At 62.5% G+C, this 17,606-nt stretch carries 16 protein-coding genes; 4 read left to right on the forward strand and 12 right to left on the reverse strand.

The features are described from left to right. Positions 1–182: 182 nt before the first annotated feature. Complete coding sequence (gene gdhA, locus Q1Y33_RS05960; protein ID WP_300798834.1) at positions 183–1,520, reverse strand: NADP-specific glutamate dehydrogenase; 1,338 nt, start codon at positions 1,518–1,520, stop codon at positions 183–185. Between the two features lie 125 nt (positions 1,521–1,645). Further along, positions 1,646–4,627, reverse strand: a complete 2,982-nt coding sequence (locus Q1Y33_RS05965) for a PEP/pyruvate-binding domain-containing protein (RefSeq protein ID WP_300798835.1) — start codon at positions 4,625–4,627, stop codon at positions 1,646–1,648. A gap of 250 nt (positions 4,628–4,877) precedes the next feature. Here Q1Y33_RS05965 and Q1Y33_RS05970 point away from each other — a divergent pair, with 250 nt between their 5' ends. Genes Q1Y33_RS05970 through Q1Y33_RS05980 form a run of 3 tightly spaced genes read left to right on the forward strand, consistent with a single transcriptional unit; the run spans position 4,878 to position 8,215 of the window. Continuing rightward, the gene (locus Q1Y33_RS05970) at positions 4,878–6,086 is read left to right on the forward strand and encodes a hypothetical protein (protein ID WP_300798836.1); all 1,209 of its coding nucleotides are present in this window, start codon (positions 4,878–4,880) and stop codon (positions 6,084–6,086) included. Between the two features lie 24 nt (positions 6,087–6,110). Then, positions 6,111–7,211 (forward strand): glycine cleavage system aminomethyltransferase GcvT, encoded by a 1,101-nt coding sequence (gene gcvT, locus Q1Y33_RS05975; RefSeq protein ID WP_300798837.1) that lies wholly within the window; start codon positions 6,111–6,113, stop codon positions 7,209–7,211. 29 nt (positions 7,212–7,240) lie between these two features. Next, complete coding sequence (locus tag Q1Y33_RS05980; protein WP_300798839.1) at positions 7,241–8,215, forward strand: dihydroorotate dehydrogenase-like protein; 975 nt, start codon at positions 7,241–7,243, stop codon at positions 8,213–8,215. A gap of 81 nt (positions 8,216–8,296) precedes the next feature. Here Q1Y33_RS05980 and Q1Y33_RS05985 read toward each other — a convergent pair whose 3' ends face one another. The 6 genes from Q1Y33_RS05985 to ftsY form a co-directional block, all read right to left on the reverse strand. Then, positions 8,297–8,965, reverse strand: a complete 669-nt coding sequence (locus Q1Y33_RS05985) for an HD domain-containing protein (RefSeq protein ID WP_300798840.1) — start codon at positions 8,963–8,965, stop codon at positions 8,297–8,299. A gap of 132 nt (positions 8,966–9,097) precedes the next feature. Further along, positions 9,098–10,642 (reverse strand): ribonuclease Y, encoded by a 1,545-nt coding sequence (gene rny, locus Q1Y33_RS05990; protein WP_300798841.1) that lies wholly within the window; start codon positions 10,640–10,642, stop codon positions 9,098–9,100. A gap of 601 nt (positions 10,643–11,243) precedes the next feature. After that, the gene (locus Q1Y33_RS05995) at positions 11,244–11,546 is read right to left on the reverse strand and encodes a cell division protein ZapA (RefSeq protein WP_300798842.1); all 303 of its coding nucleotides are present in this window, start codon (positions 11,544–11,546) and stop codon (positions 11,244–11,246) included. A gap of 14 nt (positions 11,547–11,560) precedes the next feature. Next, positions 11,561–11,887, reverse strand: coding sequence for a hypothetical protein (locus Q1Y33_RS06000; protein ID WP_300798843.1), 327 nt, complete (start codon positions 11,885–11,887; stop codon positions 11,561–11,563). Positions 11,888–11,953: 66 nt separating this feature from the next. Continuing rightward, entirely contained in the window at positions 11,954–13,264 is a 1,311-nt protein-coding gene (rimO, locus tag Q1Y33_RS06005) for a 30S ribosomal protein S12 methylthiotransferase RimO (RefSeq protein ID WP_300798844.1), read from the reverse strand. 102 nt (positions 13,265–13,366) lie between these two features. Then, entirely contained in the window at positions 13,367–14,371 is a 1,005-nt protein-coding gene (ftsY, locus tag Q1Y33_RS06010) for a signal recognition particle-docking protein FtsY (RefSeq protein WP_300798845.1), read from the reverse strand. A gap of 88 nt (positions 14,372–14,459) precedes the next feature. On the opposite strand from ftsY, the gene Q1Y33_RS06015 reads away from it, so the two are divergent. Continuing rightward, positions 14,460–15,398 carry a hypothetical protein gene (locus Q1Y33_RS06015; protein WP_300798846.1) on the forward strand — a complete coding sequence of 313 codons (939 nt, stop codon included), beginning with the start codon at positions 14,460–14,462 and terminating at the stop codon, positions 15,396–15,398. Positions 15,399–15,589: 191 nt separating this feature from the next. Here Q1Y33_RS06015 and Q1Y33_RS06020 read toward each other — a convergent pair whose 3' ends face one another. The 4 genes from Q1Y33_RS06020 to Q1Y33_RS06035 form a co-directional block, all read right to left on the reverse strand. Beyond that, positions 15,590–15,748 carry a DUF4295 domain-containing protein gene (locus Q1Y33_RS06020; protein WP_300798847.1) on the reverse strand — a complete coding sequence of 53 codons (159 nt, stop codon included), beginning with the start codon at positions 15,746–15,748 and terminating at the stop codon, positions 15,590–15,592. A gap of 12 nt (positions 15,749–15,760) precedes the next feature. Further along, positions 15,761–15,943: a 50S ribosomal protein L33 gene (gene rpmG / locus Q1Y33_RS06025; protein WP_300798848.1), complete on the reverse strand. Its 183-nt coding sequence runs from the start codon at positions 15,941–15,943 to the stop codon at positions 15,761–15,763. Between the two features lie 13 nt (positions 15,944–15,956). Further along, positions 15,957–16,190, reverse strand: coding sequence for a 50S ribosomal protein L28 (gene rpmB / locus Q1Y33_RS06030; protein WP_295908567.1), 234 nt, complete (start codon positions 16,188–16,190; stop codon positions 15,957–15,959). A gap of 137 nt (positions 16,191–16,327) precedes the next feature. Beyond that, entirely contained in the window at positions 16,328–17,581 is a 1,254-nt protein-coding gene (locus Q1Y33_RS06035) for a competence/damage-inducible protein A (RefSeq protein WP_300798849.1), read from the reverse strand. Between the last annotated feature and the right edge of the window lie 25 nt (positions 17,582–17,606).

The following is a 17,606-nucleotide window of genomic DNA, read 5'->3' on the forward strand; positions in this document are numbered from 1 at the left end:
CGTTTTTTTGACATAAAAACAGAGATTAGTAGAAACCGGTTTCTACTAATCTCTGTTTTATCCTCCTAACTGCCAAATATTAGGTCGGTTACATTTTATATCTCCAACCAATTTTGGCATCATTACCCAAAAAAGGCGGACCCTGAAGTCCGCCTTTCCCGTATTATCTCCGCGTCTTCCGATTACAGGATGCCCTGCTCGACCATCGACTTGGCAACCTTCATGAAGCCGGCGATGTTGGCGCCCTTCATGTAGTTGATGTAGCCGTCCTTCTCCGTTCCGTACTCCAGGCAGGCGTGGTGGATCGACGACATGATCTGATGCAGCTTGGCATCGACCTCCTCGGCCGTCCAGTTGAGCTTCTGGGAGTTCTGCGTCATCTCCAGACCCGACGTGGCCACGCCGCCGGCGTTCACGGCCTTGCCCGGTCCGTAGGGAATCTTCGCCGCGATGAAGGCGTCGATGGCCTCCGGGCGGCAGCCCATGTTCGAAACCTCGGCCACGATCTTCACGCCGTTGGCCAGCAGCTTCTTGGCATCCTCGCCGTCCAGCTCGTTCTGCGTGGCGCACGGCATGGCGATGTCGACCTTGACCTCCCACGGCTTGCGGCCTGCGAAGAACTGCGAACCCGGGAACTTCTTGGCATAGGGTTCCACGACGTCGTTGTTCGAGGCGCGCAGCTCGAGCATGTAGGCGATCTTCTCGGCGTTCAGACCCTCCGGATCGTAGATGTAGCCGTCGGGACCCGAAATCGTCACGACCTTGGCCCCCAGCTCCGTAGCCTTCGTCGCAGCGCCCCAGGCCACGTTGCCGAAGCCCGAGATGGCGATCGTCTGGCCCTTGATGTCCATGCCGGCCTTCTCGAGCATCTGGCGCAGGAAGTAGACGGCGCCGAAGCCCGTAGCCTCGGGACGGATGAGCGATCCGCCGTAGGTCATGCCCTTGCCCGTCAGCACGCCCGTGTTCTCGCGGGCCAGCTTGCGGTACATGCCGTAGAGGAAGCCGATCTCGCGGCCGCCCACGCCGATGTCACCGGCCGGAACGTCCGTCTCGGGACCGATGTGGCACCACAACTCCGTCATGAAGGCCTGGCAGAAGCGCATCACCTCGCGATCCGACTTGCCCTTGGGGTTGAAGTCCGAACCGCCCTTCGCACCGCCCATGGGCAGCGTCGTCAGCGCGTTCTTGAAAATCTGCTCGAAGCCCAGGAACTTCAGGATCGAGGGGTTCACCGAGGGGTGGAAACGCAAACCGCCCTTGTAGGGGCCGATGGCGTTGTTGAACTGGATGCGGTAGCCGGTGTTGACCTGCACCTCGCCCTTGTCGTCGACCCATACCACCTTGAAGGTGAAGATGCGGTCCGGCTCGACGATACGCTCGGCAATCCGGTTGGCCTCGAATTCGGGATGCTGGTTGTAAGCCTCTTCCACCGTCATGAGGACCTCACGGACGGCCTGCAGATACTCGCTTTCGCCGGGGTGCTTGCGCTCAAGCTCCGCCATAATTTTGTTTACGTTCATAACAATAGGTATTTTGGTTGGTTGATCGTTCTGCGGTTTTGTCGGACAATGCGATGTTGTCTGTTACAAATATAGCAAATTTTATTATGGATCGTAACTTTTCGTGAAAAAAATCTGCGGGATCGTCATTCCTCCCGCTCCTCGCGCACCATGCCCTTGTTCGAGCGGCCGTCGATGGTGACCCACAGCGGCCTCTCGAAGCGCACCAGGCGCAGGTAGCGGCCCTCCCACACGGCGGGCCGGGCGTCGAGCAGCTTTTCGCGGAAGATGCCCTCGCCGCGCGAGGGGTTGATCGTCAGATAGCCCACGCCCAGCGACGTGACGTTCTGGAAGAAGTGTGTGCCCTGCGAGGGCTCGACGTCGAACTTCTCGATGTTGCACTCGACGATGACCTTCGCCTCGGAGATGTGCGTCCACTTGACCGGCACGCCGAGGAACGGGTCCGACGAGCCCCAGCGTCCCGGACCGACGAGGATGTAGCTGCGCTTCTCGTCGCGCATGCGGGCGTTGAGGCCCAGCAGCTCGTCGGCGATCTTCTCCGTGGAGAGCGAGTCGAAGTCGGCGCTCTTGACGTAGATGATGTCGGCGATGTCGGACATGCGGCCGATGCCCAGGGCGCTCTCGCCGTAGATGAGCGCTTCGGCCGGGTTCTCGCGGCTCCAGTCGATCGGGCGGTTGTCCTGGTTGTCGATGATCGGCCGGATCTGCAGCAGGTTGAAGATCCGCTGCCGCCCGGGTGCGACGTCCATGTTCACGGCGAACTCCACCTCTACGGGGCAGCGCATCTCGTCGGCGCCCATGCGCAGGATGTCCGAGATGATCTCGGCCAGCGGGAAGGTGTTGTACTTGAGGATGTTGTTGAAGGTGATGACGCGGCGGCCCCGGTCGAACGGGCTGTCCGATATGCGTTCGTTCTCGCGGTCCCAGACCGAGCAGACGTGGCGTGCGTTGCGGTAGTCGCCGATCTCCTGCAGCGTCAGGCGGTGGAGGTTCACCGCGTCGTCGATCGACGTGCGGAACTCCTCGGGGCGCAGGCTCAGGGCCAGCACCTCGCTCTGCGTGTCGCGCAGCGCCAGCTCGGGCGTCGAGGTCTGGAGGACCTTCTGCGGGTAGCGGGGCGAGAAGCGCAGCGTGCGGCCGCCGTCGACGACCAGCTTGCCCAGCCCCATGGCGATGTTGCAGACGCCGTCCTCGGGCTTCTCGTCGCCGATGGGGTAGTAGTTGATCGAGCGCGCCACGCCCGAGAAGGTCGGGAAGTAGAGCCCGTTCTGCTCCGTGCCGCACACCTCCTGCAGGATGACGGCCATCTTCTCCTCCGAGATGAGGTTCTGCGACGTCTGGATGTAGGCGCGCGACGCCGCGAAGTAGACCGAGGCGTAGACGCTCTTGACGGCGCGCAGCACGAGGCGCAGCATCTGGTCCTCGTTCTCCGTGTAGGGGATCATGTAGGTGGAGTAGATGCCGGCGAAGGGCTGGTAGTGCGAGTCCTCGAGTTTCGACGACGAACGCACGGCCAGCGGCGTGCGCACGGTGCGGATATAGGCCTTGAGCTCCTCCTGCAGCCGCTGCGGGATTGTCGAGGTGACAAACTCCGAGAGAATCTCCTCGTCGGAAGCTTCCTGCGAGATGACGTACTTCAGGCCGTTCATGTCGATGAACTCGTCGAAATACTCCGTGGCGATGACCACCGAGCGGGGGATCATGATGCGCACGTTCTCGTGCTTGTCGTACTGGCGGTACTTGATGAGCATCGAGTTCATGAAGGCCAGGCCGCGGGCCTTTCCGCCGAGCGACCCCTCGCCGATGCGGGCGAAGGCCACGGCGTCGGAGTAGGTCTCGGGGTCGAAGCGTGCGACGACGCCCTGTCCGAGCAGCGTGCGGTAGTCGCGGATGAGGTTCTCGAGCACGCGGCGGTGCTCCTCGACCGTCGCGAAGTGGCTCTTGTTGTACTGGCGGATCGAGGCAGCCAGCGGGAAGAGGCCCCGCGAGTAGAGCCATTTCGAGAGGTGGTTCTGCGAGGTGTGGTACTCGAACGCCCGGTCGGGGATCGTGGCGATCATCTGCTGCATCTGGGCGAGGTCCTTCGCGCGGCCGATCTCGGCCCCCGTGTCGGGGTCCTTGAAGACGAAGTCCCCGAAGGCGAACTCCTTGGAGATGTATTCGTGCAGCTGCGTGAGCAGCGTCTTGGAGTTCTTGGCGATGAACCCCGCACCGAGGCGCCCGGCCTCGGCGGCGAACTCCGTCTGCGAGGATTGCAGCAGCACCGGCATCAGCGGGTTGTCCTCCTTGATGCGGCGGCAGAGGTCGATGCCGGCGTCGAGCTTCTCGCTCTGCGGCGGGTCGTGGCGGTGCAGCACGAAGCCCACGTCGGAGATCACGCCCAGCAGGTTCTTCTTGTAGCGGTCGTAGAGCTCCGTGGCCTCTTCGTAGCTCGTGGCCAGCAGGATTTTCGGCCGCGCGCGCTTGCGCAGCACCTGCTGCTGCTCGTTGAAGGCATCCTTCAGGAACTCGGTGTTCTGGAGCAGGATCAGCTTGTAGAGTTCGGGCAGGTAGGTCGAGTAGAAGCGGATCGAGTCCTCGACGAGCAGGATTGCCTGCACACCCCCCTGGAGGATGTCCTCCGGGGCGTTCATGTGGTCCTCGATGAGCTTGATGATGGCGATGATGAGGTCCGTGTTGCCGTGCCAGCAGAAGATGTAGTCGAGCCCCGAGCGGTCCTGCTCCTCGATGCGGCGGTAGATGTCCTTCGAGAAGGAGGTCAGCAGCGCCACGGGAATCTGCGGATGGCGCTCCTTGACCAGCCGGGCGAAGGCGAAGACGTCGGGTTCGCCGACGTTGTACATCGTCAGGATGAAGTCGAACGTGTCGTCCTCGGCGAGCAGCGCCAGCGCCTCGGAGGTCGAGCTCACGCGCGTGAACGACGGCGGGTTGGACATGTTCAGGTCGAGGTACTCCTGGTTGATCTGCGATTCGATGTGTCCGTCCTCCTCGAGGATGTAGCCGTCGTAGCTGCAACAGACGAGCAGAATCTTGTGAATCCGGTACTTCATGAAGCGGTACTGGGCGAGGCTGTCGTCCGGGAGGTACTTTTCGAGATGCTGGTTCATGGGCGTGGGTTTGTTTCGGTACGGGGGTTGCCGGACGAAGGGGCAGGCCGCGCGGCCGCGGGTGACGGCGCGTGCCGCGGCGTGGACGCCTGTCGGAGCGGGAGTGCGCGGAATGCCATTTCGTGTCGGTCGGTTTGTGTGGTTGTGCTCCTCTTGTCGCAAAACAAGTGATGTCAAATGTAAAAATACACAAAAAAATGGTTACCTTTGTTCGGATGAACGAATTTTCGGACGAATCAAACGCAAAAAGATGAATACGGGAAAATATACCCTGCAGGAGGTCACCTCGCCGGCCGTCGAGCGCGAGTGGCTCGACCTGCCCAAGCGCATCTACAAGGGCAACCGCAACTGGGTCTGCCCGCTGGACTGCGATATCCGCAAGGTCTTCGATCCGGCGAAGAACGAACTCTTCGCCGACGGCGAGGCCATCCGCTGGGTGGTCCGCGACGCCGAAGGCGAGGTCGTGGGACGCATCGCGGCCTTCTACAACCGCGAGAAGGCAGCCCTCGAGGAGCAGCCCACGGGCGGCTGCGGCTTCTTCGAGGCGATCAACGACCAGCAGGTTGCCGACATGATGTTCGACGCCGCGCGCATGTGGCTTGCGAGCCGCGGCATGGAGGCCATGGACGGCCCGGTCAACTTCGGGCAGCGCCGCGACTGGTGGGGCCTGCTCGTCGAGGGCTACGAGTTCCAGCCCCTCTACGCGAACCCCTACAACCCGCCCTACTACAAGGAGCTGTTCGAGAACTACGGCTTCCAGAACTACTTCAACCAGAACAGTTACATCTGGCGGGCCAACATCTCGGAGATGAACGAACGCACCTTCGACCGGGCCGAACGGCTGCTCTCGATTCCGGGCTACCACATCGAGAACATCGACATGAACAACCTGGAGGAGGCGGCCGAGAACTTCCGTCTGGTCTACAACAAGGCGTGGGCGCTCTTCTCGGGTGTCAAGCCCATGACGCGCGAGGAGGCGCTCGAGATGCTGCACGAAATGAAGCCGCTGATCGACCCCAACATCATTTTCTTCGCCTACTTCAACGACGAGCCGATCGGCTTCTTCATCACGGTGCCCGACCTGAACTGCATCATCGGCCGCTTCAACGGCAAGTTCGGCCTGTGGCAGAAGCTCCAGTTGTTGTGGGAGCTGAAGGTGCGCAAGCGCAGCAGTCGCATCTTCGGCATCATCTTCGGCATCGCGCCCGAATTCCACGGCAAGGGGGTCGAGTCGGCGATCATGGTGCGCTACTGGCACTTCATGATGCAGACGCAGACGCGCTACAAGACGCTCGAACTGGCGTGGATCGGCGACTTCAACCCGGTGATGAACCGCATGATCGAGACCTACGTCTGCGCCAAGCGCTACAAGGTGCACACGACCTATCGCTACCTGTTCGACCGCACGAAGGAGTTTCACCGCTGCCCGCGTCTGGGGGTCAAGCGCCGTTACGAATAAGACCAAAACCTTAATACTTTCCTGATGAAAACCACCGTATTTACCAAGTACCACATCGCCGCAGGGGCCCGCATGGCCGAATTCGCGGGATACAACATGCCCATCGAGTTCACGGGCATCAACGACGAGCACATGGCCGTGCGTGAGGGTGCGGGCGTCTTCGACGTGAGCCACATGGGCGAAATCTGGGTCAAGGGCCCGCATGCGCTCGACCTGCTGCAGCGCATCACCTCGAACGACGTGTCGAAGCTCTACGACGGCAAGGTGCAGTATACGTGCATGCCCAACGGCCGCGGCGGCATCGTCGACGACGTGCTGGTCTACCGCATCGACGCCGGGACCTACATGCTCTGCGTGAACGCCGCCAATATCGAGAAGGACTGGAACCACATCTGTGAGGAGGGCAGGGCCTTCGGCATGGAGGCGGGCCACGGCAAGCAGCTCTACAACGCTTCGGACGAGATTTGCCAGCTGGCCGTGCAGGGACCGCTGGCCATGAAGATTGTGCAGAAGATGTGCGACGAGCCCGTCGAGCAGATGGAGTACTACACCTTCCGCAAGATGAAGGTCGCCGGTGTGGATGCCATCCTTTCGATTACGGGCTACACGGGCTCGGGCGGCTGCGAAATCTACGTCGCCAACGAGGACGGCGAGCAGCTGTGGAAGGCCCTCTGGGAGGCCGGTGCCGAATACGGGCTGAAGAACATCGGCCTCGGCGCACGCGACACGCTGCGCCTGGAGAAGGGCTTCTGCCTCTACGGCAACGACATCGACGACACGACCTCGCCGCTGGAGGCCGGGCTGGGCTGGATTACGAAGTTCGCCGAGGGCAAGGAGTTCATCGACCGCCCGCTGCTTGAGCGGCAGAAGGCCGAGGGGCTGAAGCGCCGGCTCGTGGGCTTCCGCATGGTCGAGCGCGGCGTGCCGCGCCACGGCTACGAACTCGCCGCTCCGGACGGCACGGTCATCGGCCATGTCACGTCGGGCACGATGTCGCCCTGCCTGAAGGTGGGTATCGGCATGGGCTATGTCGACGCGGCCCATGCGAAGGCCGGCAGCGAAATTGCCGTCGTGATTCGCGGCAAGGCCGTGAAGGCCGAGGTCGTCAAGATACCTTTTGTATAACACATAACGCAACCAAAACAGAAAACGCCATGAAGGCCAAATACCTCGGACTCGAACTCTCGAGCCCTGTCATCGTCAGCAGCTCCCCCTATACGGCCACGAAGGCCTCCGTCGCGCAGTGTGTGCGCAACGGCGCCGGGGCTGTCGTGCTGAAGTCGATCTTTGAAGAGCAGATTCTCCGCCATGCCGCCGCGTTGGAGTACGCCTCCGATGCCGGCATGGGGGATTCGGGCGAATACCTCGAGCGATACCTCGGCGACGCCTACAAGGCCGAGTTCCTGCAGCTGGTCCGCGACGCGGCGGGCGAGGGCGTGCCGGTCATTACCAGCATCAACTGCATCGCTTCGGCCTCCGCGTGGGTCGACTACGCCGTCATGATGGCCGAAGCCGGTGCTTCGGCTCTCGAGCTGAACATCTTTCTCCAGCCGACGGACCGCCACCGCACGGCTGCCGAGATCGAGCAGGAGTATGCCGATGTCGTGCGTGCCGTGGCCGCAGCCGTGAAGATCCCCGTCTCGGTGAAGCTGCCGCAGCGCCTGACCAACGTGCTGTCGGTCGCCGATGCCCTGCTGGCGCGCGGCGCCCGCGGCGTGGTGCTCTACAACCGCTTCTTCGAGCCCGACATCGACATCGAACGGATGGAGTTCACGAAGGGCAACCCCTTCAGCAGCCCCTCCGAGCTGCGCAGCGTGCTGCGTTCGACGGCCCTCTGCTCGGCAGCGCTGCCGCAGCTCGACCTGGCCGTCTCGACCGGTGTGCACGACGGAGAGGCTGCAGTCAAGGCCCTGCTGTGCGGTGCGCGTGCCGTACAGGTCTGCTCGGCGATCCACGAGAAGGGATATGGCGTCATTGCCGAGATCAACCGTTTCGTCGACGAGTGGGCCGCGCGTCATGGGTTTGCCTCGCTCGAGGAGTTCCGCGGCAAGATGGACTTCGGGCATCCCGAAAACGACATTTACCAGCGCGTGCAGTACATGAAGTACTTCCCGCATGATGCGGAGTAGCCCTGCGCTCCTGTAAGCTTCTGTGAAAAGTTGACCGCCGCCGGAGATGTCTCCGGCGGCGGTTGTTTTGTCTGCGCGGCGCTATCCGCGGCGGGAGATGGGCTGCACGGCGCTCTCCTCCGCAAAGAGACGGTCGAAGAGCCGGTCGAGCTGCGGCGTGTCGCGGATCAGGGCGCGCAGCTCTTCCAGCCGGCGGGCATTCTCCGACTCGGCAATCCAGAGTTGCAGGTAGCCCCCGTCGCCGTATTTGTCGCGCAGGTGCTCCATGCAGCGGGCACGGTGGCCTTCGCGGTCGAGCGCGGGGTAGTGGTCGAGCCCGTACTGGATGGTGCGGCGGAGGATTGTTGCGGCGTCGATGAGCCGGTCGGCTTCGGCGACGATGCGCCCGTAGAGCGAGCGCGGCGGCCGCTTTGCCGACGCACGGTGGTCCTCCACGGCATCGCACATCATGGCCATCTGTTCCGCCGAGAACCAGCGGGACAGGTTTCGGTCCGCCGCGAGGATTTCGGCCGAGACAAGGTGGTGGCGTTCGCGCCCCGCGACGAGCCCCGTGTCGTGATAGGCGGCAATGGCGTAGACCATGTCAAGGTCGACCGTGTAGTGTCCGGCCAGCGCGAGACTGCGCGCAATGACCGTTCGGACGTGGTCCGTGCCGTGTGCACGGTCGAAGCCCTCGTAGCGCGGGATAATCTCGCGTTCGACATAGTCGACCAGCGAAGGGGTGGGGGATTCTGGTTCCGTTGCCTGCATCGGGTGGGTTGTTTGTCTCTTTTTTTCCGGTGTGAAAAGAGCCCTCCGCCGCAGCGGGGAGCTCTTTGTCGTGGTTGGCCGGATGCCGCCGTTGCGGATTCCCGGCCGGGCCTTCCGTGACGCCCGGGCGGCCTACTTGGCGTAGGCGACGGCGCGGGTTTCGCGGATTACGGTGATTTTCACCTGACCCGGGTAGGTCATCTCGTCCTGGATCTTCTTGGCAATGTCGTGCGAGAGGCTCTCCGACTGCTGATCCGAGAGCTTGTCGGCGCCGACGATCACACGCAGCTCGCGGCCGGCCTGGATGGCGTAGGTCTTCACCACGCCGGGGTACGAGAGGGCGATGTCCTCCATCTCCTTCAGTCGCTTGATGTAGCTCTCGACCACCTCGCGGCGGGCGCCGGGACGGGCTCCCGAGATGGCGTCGCAGACCTGGATGATCGGGGCGATGAGCGAGGTCATCTCCACCTCGTCGTGGTGTGCGCCGATGGCGTTGCAGACCTCGGGCTTCTCCTTGTACTTCTCGGCGAGCTTCATGCCGATGATGGCGTGCGGCAGTTCGGGTTCGTCGTCGGGCACCTTGCCGATGTCGTGCAGCAGACCGGCGCGGCGTGCGATCTTGGGGTTGAGCCCCAGCTCGGCGGCCATGATGCCGGCCAGGTTGGCCGTTTCGCGGGCATGCTGGAGCAGGTTCTGTCCGTAGGACGAGCGGTACTTCATCTTGCCGATCATGCGGATGAGCTCGGGGTGCAGTCCGTGGATTCCGAGGTCGATGGTCGTGCGTTTGCCGACCTCGACGATCTCCTCCTCGATCTGCTTCTGCACCTTGGCCACGACCTCCTCGATGCGTGCGGGGTGGATGCGGCCGTCGGTGACGAGCTGGTGCAGGGCCAGGCGTGCGATTTCGCGGCGCACGGGATCGAAGCCCGAGAGGATGATCGCCTCGGGCGTGTCGTCGACGATGATCTCGATGCCTGTCGCGGCCTCGAGGGCGCGGATGTTGCGGCCCTCGCGGCCGATGATGCGGCCCTTGACCTCGTCGCTCTCGATGTTGAAGACCGTCACGGCATTCTCGATCGCCGTTTCCGTAGCCACGCGCTGGATCGATGCCACGATGATGCGCTTGGCCTCCTTCGAGGCGGTCATCTTGGCCTCCTCGATCGTTTCGTTGATATACGATGCGGCTTCGGCCTTGGCCTCGGCCTTCATGTTTTCGATGAGAATATTCCGGGCATCCTCGGAACTCATGCCTGAAATCTGCTCCAGACGCATGTTCTGCTCGCGCATCATCTGGTCGATCTCCTCCTTCTTGTGGTCGACGAGCTGGAGCTGGTTCTTGAGCTGCTCCTTGAGTCGGTCGTTCTCGCGCATGCGGTTCTCGAGGTCGCGCTGCTGGTTCTGGAGGTTCTGCTCGATCTGCTTGGCGCGCTGTTCGCTCTGTGCGATCTTCTGGTTCCGCTCGTTGACCTGACGGTCGTATTCGCTCTTGAGCTGTATGAACTTCTCCTTGGCCTGGAGGATCTTCTCCTTCTTGATCATCTCGCCTTCGGCCTCGGCCTCCTTGAGGGCGGCCTCGCGCTTGCGTCGGATCGACGTCCTGGCCACCATGTTGGTGACCACGGCGTAGACCGCAACGGCCGCGATGGCGGAGATGCAGGCTGTCAAAATGATATCCATTTGGTTCGCTGTGTTTTTTAATTGTTATTATTAAGGTTCCTGAATATTGCCATAAAAAAACCGCATAGGATTCCTTAGTCTTGTTTGACGAATCTGCAAGATAAGTCATTTGTGGGGGCTCCGGCAATCGCAATCTTCCAACGGTACGCCGAGGCGGACACCCCGAAGGGTCAAGGCCTGATTTTGAAGCACCGTGAGTTGCCCCAATATAAAAAGTGTTCAGTTTCGCAAAGCTGTAAGGAATCTATGCGGGTAGATTTTTCCTTCGTATGTTAAAGAACGTCGGCTGTTCCCGAAACCGGAGCCGCAACCTTTTCTCTTCGCTGCATCTCCTGCCGTCCCGTTCCGGCCTATCCTCTTTTTTCTCCTTTTTCCTTTAGTCTCCCGACTCGCGTCTCTCTCGCACCCACATCCACGAGCTTTCGCCCATCCCTTCTCTCTCCTTCTCTCTCCTTCGTCTCTCCTTTTCTCCTCTCTCGTCCCTTTCTCGTCCCTCCTTGTCTCCGTCTCTCGTCTCTCCTCTCTCGCCCCCCCCCGGAATGGTGGTCTCCCGGGTTTTCTTCTGCGGCAAATCGGCTCCGGGGCCCTTCCCGGGTAGCGGTCACTGCTTGTCCATCTCGTTCAGATAGGCGTCGATGCGTTCATCGAGCCTGTGCAGCCGCTTGAGGTCCTCGCTTCCGACTTCGCGGCTCTGCCGCATCTCGACATTCGCGATGGCGAAATTCAGCGCCGTCATCGAGAGGTAGTCCTTTTCGCTCCAGTTTTCGAAGCGCTTTTGCGTGATTCGGGCCAGGTAGGTGTTTACCTCGCGCTCGGCCAAACGGTACATCTCCTCCTTCTCGCTCTCGATATTGAACGAGTAGCTCCGGCCTGCCACCTTGAGCGTTATCGACTGTTTGGCCATCTTTTTTCCGTGCGTTATCTCTGTTCAGCGTCCTGTGTCGTCCCGGCGCTTTCGGGTCTTTCGAGCAGCGCGATGCATTTGTCCACCTCCCGCATAAGACGGTTGACGCGCGCCCGCGCCTTTTCCCGGTTGCGCCCTCCTCCCGACAACCCTTCGACCAGCTGCATGCGTCCGACTTCGGCATCCAGACTGCGGATGCGTTCTTCGAGCCTGCGGTTCGCGACCTTCAGCGCATCGCGCTCGGCGGTCAGCTCGCGGCAAAGCGCGCTCATGCGCCCGTGCTCTTCGATGAGCCTCCCGATCCGGACTTCGAGGTTCGCTATCACGCTTTTGTCGGCCATAGGGCTTCGGGTAAAGTTCCTTTAACTTTTCAAAGGTACGTAAAAGAACGGTAAAAAGCAAATTTTTTATTTTATGCGGCCTTTCGGCTCCACCCGCCCGTAGAGGTCGTAATCGGCGGCATTGACGATTTGCACATCGTAAAAACGACCCCGGAGCAGCCGCCTTTCGGCCGCGGGAATCAGGATTTCCTGATCCACCTCGGGCGAGTCGTACTGCGTGCGGCCGACGTAGTAGTCGCCCTGCCGCGAGTCGATGATTACGCGCTCGGTGCGGCCCACGCGGCGCCGGTTGTTCTCCGCGGCGATCGTGTGCTGCAGCTCCATGATGCGCTCCACGCGCTGCTGCTTGACCTCCTCCGGAACGTCGTCATGCAATTCCCGCGCCGAAAAGGTCCCCTCCTCCTCCGAGTAGGCGAAGACCCCGAGCCGCTCGAAGCGCACGTCGCGCACGAAGTCCATGAGCTCCGCGAAGTCGGCCTCCGTCTCGCCCGGATAGCCCACCAGCAGCGTCGTGCGCAGCGTCAGGTCGGGAACCGCAGCGCGCAGCCGCCCGATGAGCGCCAGCGCCTCGGCCTTCGTGTGGCGGCGGTGCATGGCCGCCAGCTGGGCGTCGGAGATGTGCTGGAAGGGGATGTCGAGGTACTTGCATATCCTGGGCTCGGAGGCCATCACCTCGATTACGTCGTCGGGGAATGCCGCCGGATAGGCGTAGTGGAGGCGGACCCACTCGATGCCGTCGATGCGGCACAGACGGCGCAGCAGCTCGGCCAGCCGCCGTTCGCCGTAGAGGTCGATGCCGTAGTAGGTCGTGTCCTGCGCGATGACAATCAGCTCGCGGACCCCTGCGGCTGCCAGCTTGCGGGCCTCCTCCTCGAGCGTCTCCATCGGCACGGAGACGTGGCGCCCGCGGATGAGCGGGATGGCGCAGTAGCCGCACATCCAGTTGCAGCCCTCCGAAATCTTCAGGTAGGCGTAGTGACGCGGCGTCGAGAGCAGCCGTTCGGTCTCCAGCGCCGGGTCCTGGGATGCGCCGAGCGCCCGGATGATGCCGTCCCACGTGCGGGCGCCGAAGTAGTCGTCCACCTCGGGAATCTCGTGGCGCAGCTCGTCGGCATAGCGCTCCGAGAGGCAGCCGATGACGAACAGCCGGTCGATCTTCCCGGCCTGCTTGGCGGTCGCGGCGCGCAGGATCATCTCGATGGACTCCTGCTTGGCGTCGCCGATGAAGCCGCAGGTGTTGATGACGACGGTGCGGGCGTCGGTGCGGTCGCTGTCCCAGACCACGCCGTAGCCCGCCGCGGCAAGCCGCGCCATGAGGTGCTCGCTGTCGACCGTGTTCTTCGAACAGCCGAGCGTGATGACGTTGATTTTCTTCATTTCGTTCGTTTCCCGGATTCCGCCCCGCCTCCAGAACCGGCCCTCGCAGGGCCGCGGCCGGGATGCGGGGTTGTTTTTGCGGCCCTTGCCGCTTGTCGTTTCCTATTTCCCGGCGTCGCCGAACAGGGCGTCGACAAACTCCCGGCGGTCGAAGATGCGCAGCTGGTCGATGCCCTCGCCGATGCCGATGTAGCGCACCGGGATGCGGAACTGGTCGCTGATGCCGATCACCACGCCGCCCTTGGCCGTGCCGTCGAGCTTCGTGATGGCCAGCGAGGTGACCTGCGTGGCCTGCGTGAACTGCCGGGCCTGCTCGAAGGCGTTTTGCCCCGTCGAGCCGTCGAGCACGAGCATCACCTCATGCGGTGCGCCGGGAATGACCTTCGACATGACGTTGCGTATCTTCGTCAGCTCGTTCATCAGGTTGATCTTGTTGTGCAGGCGGCCCGCCGTGTCGATCAGCACGACGTCGGCGCCGTTGGCCTTGGCCGAGGTGAGCGTGTCGAAGGCCACCGATGCGGGGTCGGAGCCCATCTCCTGGCGGATCATCGTCGCCCCGGCGCGGTCGGCCCACACCTTGAGCTGGTCGATGGCCGCGGCGCGGAACGTGTCCGCCGCGCCGATCCACACCTTGCGTCCGGCCTTCGTGAGCTGGGCCGCGAGCTTGCCGATGGTCGTGGTCTTGCCTGCGCCGTTGACCCCCACGACCATCACGACGTAGGGTTCGCCCGGCCGGGCGTCGAGCCCGAAGCTGCCCTCCGTGGCGTGCGCCTCCTCCATCAGGGCGGCGACCTCCTCGCGCAGGATGCGCTGCAGCTCCGAGGTGTTCATGTACTTGTCGCGCGCCACGCGCTCCTCGATGCGGCGGATGATCTTCACGGTCGTCTCGACGCCGACGTCCGAGGTGATGAGCACCTCCTCCAGCTCGTCGAGCACGTCGGCGTCGACCGTCGAGCGGCCCGCCACGGCGCGTGCGAGTTTCGAGAAGAGCCCCGTCTTGGTCTTTTCCAGCCCGGCGTCGAGCTGCCGCTGCTCCTCGCGCACCTCCTCCTGGGGGGCCGGTGCGGCGTTATCCTGTTTCTTTTTGAAAATGTCGAAGAATCCCATAGCAGTCCGTATATCTGCACAAAGATACGAAGAAAGTTTGGAAAAAAGCGTTACCTTTGCGATATACCTTATATATACAGTTACGAAGATGATGAAAAGGACCTTCCTGCTCTTCCTGATGCTCTGCTGCGGCATCCCGGCCGCCCTTGCGCAGGATCTGATCGTCAAGACCGACGCCTCGCGCATCGAGGCCCGCGTGACCGAAATCTCTCCCGAGACGATACGCTACAAACGCTTCTCGAATCCCGACGGCCCGACCTACCTCCTGCCCGTCGCCGATGTCGAGCGGATCGAGTACGCCAACGGCGAAACCGAGTATTTCAACCGCCCGGCTCCCGCCCCTGTTCCGGCGGCTCCGGATGCCCCGGCGGCTCCGGCGGCAGAGGGGCCTGCCGCCCCTGCTTCCCCGGCCGCTCCGACGGCCGCCGTGGAGACTCCGGCCGGACAGACCGGGGCATACCCCGTACAGTATGAGCTCAAGCGCTACAAGGTGGGCGATCTCTACGACGGCAACGGCGTGAAGGGGGTGGTCTTCAAGGTGTCGGACGACGGCCTGCACGGCCTGCTCGTTTCGCTCGACGAGGCGATGCTCCCGTGGAGCCTCTTCCGCAAGGGCGATCTGTGCACGGTGGGGGCTTCGGACAGCGCCGACGGACGTGCCAACATGGAGGCCGTCGCCCGCTACATCGCCGAAAAGGGGTTGTCGTGGGACGATTTCCCGGCCTTCAAGTGGTGCCGGGAGCAGGGCGAAGGGTGGTATCTGCCCTCCATCGACGAGCTGCTGGTCCTCGGAAACAGCTTCAACGGCGGGACGCGCGTCCACTACGACCGCCAGGCCCGCAACCGCTTCAACGACGCGCTCAAGGAGCACGGCGGCAAACGCATGGACCGGCTGGTCTACTACTTTTCCTCGACGGAACTGAACGAAAAGGAGGCTCATACCACCCACATGGACATGAAGCCGCCCTATGTCGTCGAGATTCCCAAGTACAACAAGTTCCTCGTGCGGGCCGTGCACGCATTCTGACCCGCGGCGGCCGTTTCGTCCGCACCTGCATTTCCGGCCTTCCCCGCATCTGCATTTCCGGCCTTCCCCCGTGTCGCATGCAGCCGTGCGGAGGTTGCGGCCGTCGGTCCCGTATTTCCGGCCGCAGGCATACAGACACACAAAGGGCGTCCCGAAAGACGCCCTTTGTATTTAAGATCGCTCTTAAAATACTACTTCTTCTCCTCGAAGAAATCCTTGATCTGGTCGTTGGCGATGATGCCCTCCTTGAACATGTAGGCTCCGGTCTTCTCCGACTTGACCATCTTGATGCACTTGGTGAACTGCTTGCCCGTGCCGGTCTTCAGCGTTGCGACTACTTTCTTTGCCATAAAACTTCCTTACTATTTGATTTCACGGTGAACGGTGACCCTCTTCAGGTACGGATTGTACTTCTTGCGCTCCAGACGCTCGGGGGTGTTCTTCTTGTTTTTGGTGGTGATGTAGCGGGACATTCCGGGAACGCCGCTCTCCTTCTGTTCGGTGCACTCGAGGATGACCTGAACTCTGTTGCCTTTCTTTGCCATTTGTTACGAGTTTTTAGTGTACGGCCTTTGCTGCGACAGCCTCGCGCAGAGCGACTGCAAGACCCTTCTTGTTAATGGTTTTCATACCGGCGGCCGATACCTTCAGGGTGATCCAGCGGCCCTCCTGCTCCGACCAGAAGCGCTTGGTTTTCAGATTGGGGCTGAACTTGCGCTTGGTCTTGTGGTGCGAGTGCGAGACGTTGTTGCCCACGATCGCCACCTTGCCTGTGATTTCGCAAACTTTCATTTTCGATGTTTTTTAATTAAATCCCCGTAATAAAAGGGAGTGCAAATATACAATCTTTTCGGCAAATCGCCAAAATATCGTAAAATTAATGCTCTTCGGTGTGCGGGACGGTGAAAATCCGCCGCCGCAAGCCGGGACTACTCCGCCGCCTTCTCCTGTTCGAGGCAGTCGCGCAGCAGGCCGATGGCGAAGGCCGAGGCGCGGTCGATGATCTGCCCGCGGTCGGTGCCGCACTGCTTGAGGATGGCCTGCGTGCCGCGGGGCGTTGCCACGGCGATCCACACCGTGCCGACGGACTTTGCGTCCGATCCGCCCGTGGGACCCGCGATGCCGGTGGTCGCCACGGCGTAGTCGGCGCCCGAGATGCGCCGCGCCCCCTCGGCCATGCGGCGGGCCACCTGCTCGCTCACGGCGCCGTAGCGGGCGATCTCTTCGGCCAGTACGCCCAGGATGCGGCTCTTGGCCTCGTTGCTGTAGGCCACCACGCCGCAGAGAAAGTAGGCCGACGCGCCGGGCATGGCCGTGAAGCGTGCGGCGATTGCGCCGCCCGTGCAGCTCTCGGCCGCGGCGAGGGTCTCGCCGCGCTGCGTGAGGATGCCGTGCACGAGCTCCTGCATCGTGGCGCGCTCGAAGCCGATGACGTGGTAGGGGATCAGGCGGCGCAGCGCCTCGAACTGCCGGTCGATCTCCCGCATGACGCTCTCGCCCTCGACCTCGTAGGCCGACAGGCGCAGCCGCACGACGCCCGGGCTGGGCAGGTAGGCCAGCTTCAGGTAGGGCGGCAGGGCATTCTCCCAGGGGGCGATCTTCTCGGCGAGCATCGACTCGGCCAGTCCGGCGGTGATCATCGTGCGGTGGACGATCTGCCGCAGGGCGAAGCGCGCCTTCAGCCGCGGCATCACCTCGTCCTGCATCAGGTGCTCCATCTCGTAGGGAACGCCCGGCAGCGAGACGACGACGCGGCCGTCGCGCTCGAACCACATGCCCGGGGCCGTGCCGTGGGCGTTGAAAAGCACCGTGCAGCAGGCCGGAACGAGCGACTGCGAGCGGTTGAGCTCGTTGTATTCGATGCCGCGCGCCGTGAGCATGCGCTCGACGTGCTCGGCTACGCGGGCGTCGGGCACCAGTTCGCTGTGGAACATCTCGGCGAGCGTCTTCTTGGTGATGTCGTCCTTCGTGGGGCCGAGGCCGCCGGTGAGGATCACGACATTCGACTCCTCCAGTGCCCGTTCGATGCTCCCGATGATCTGCGTGCGGTCGTCGCCGACCGAGAGCTTCTCGCGGACGACGATGCCCGCGGCATTGAGGTGTTTGGCGATGGATACGGAGTTGGTATCCACGATCTGGCCGATGAGAATCTCATCGCCGATGGTGATGATGGTGGCTTTCATGGTTTGGCTGTATGCTTTGTCCCGA

The sequence above is a fragment of the uncultured Alistipes sp. genome (genome assembly GCF_949296715.1).
In the GTDB taxonomy this organism is placed as follows: Bacteria; Bacteroidota; Bacteroidia; order Bacteroidales; family Rikenellaceae; genus Alistipes.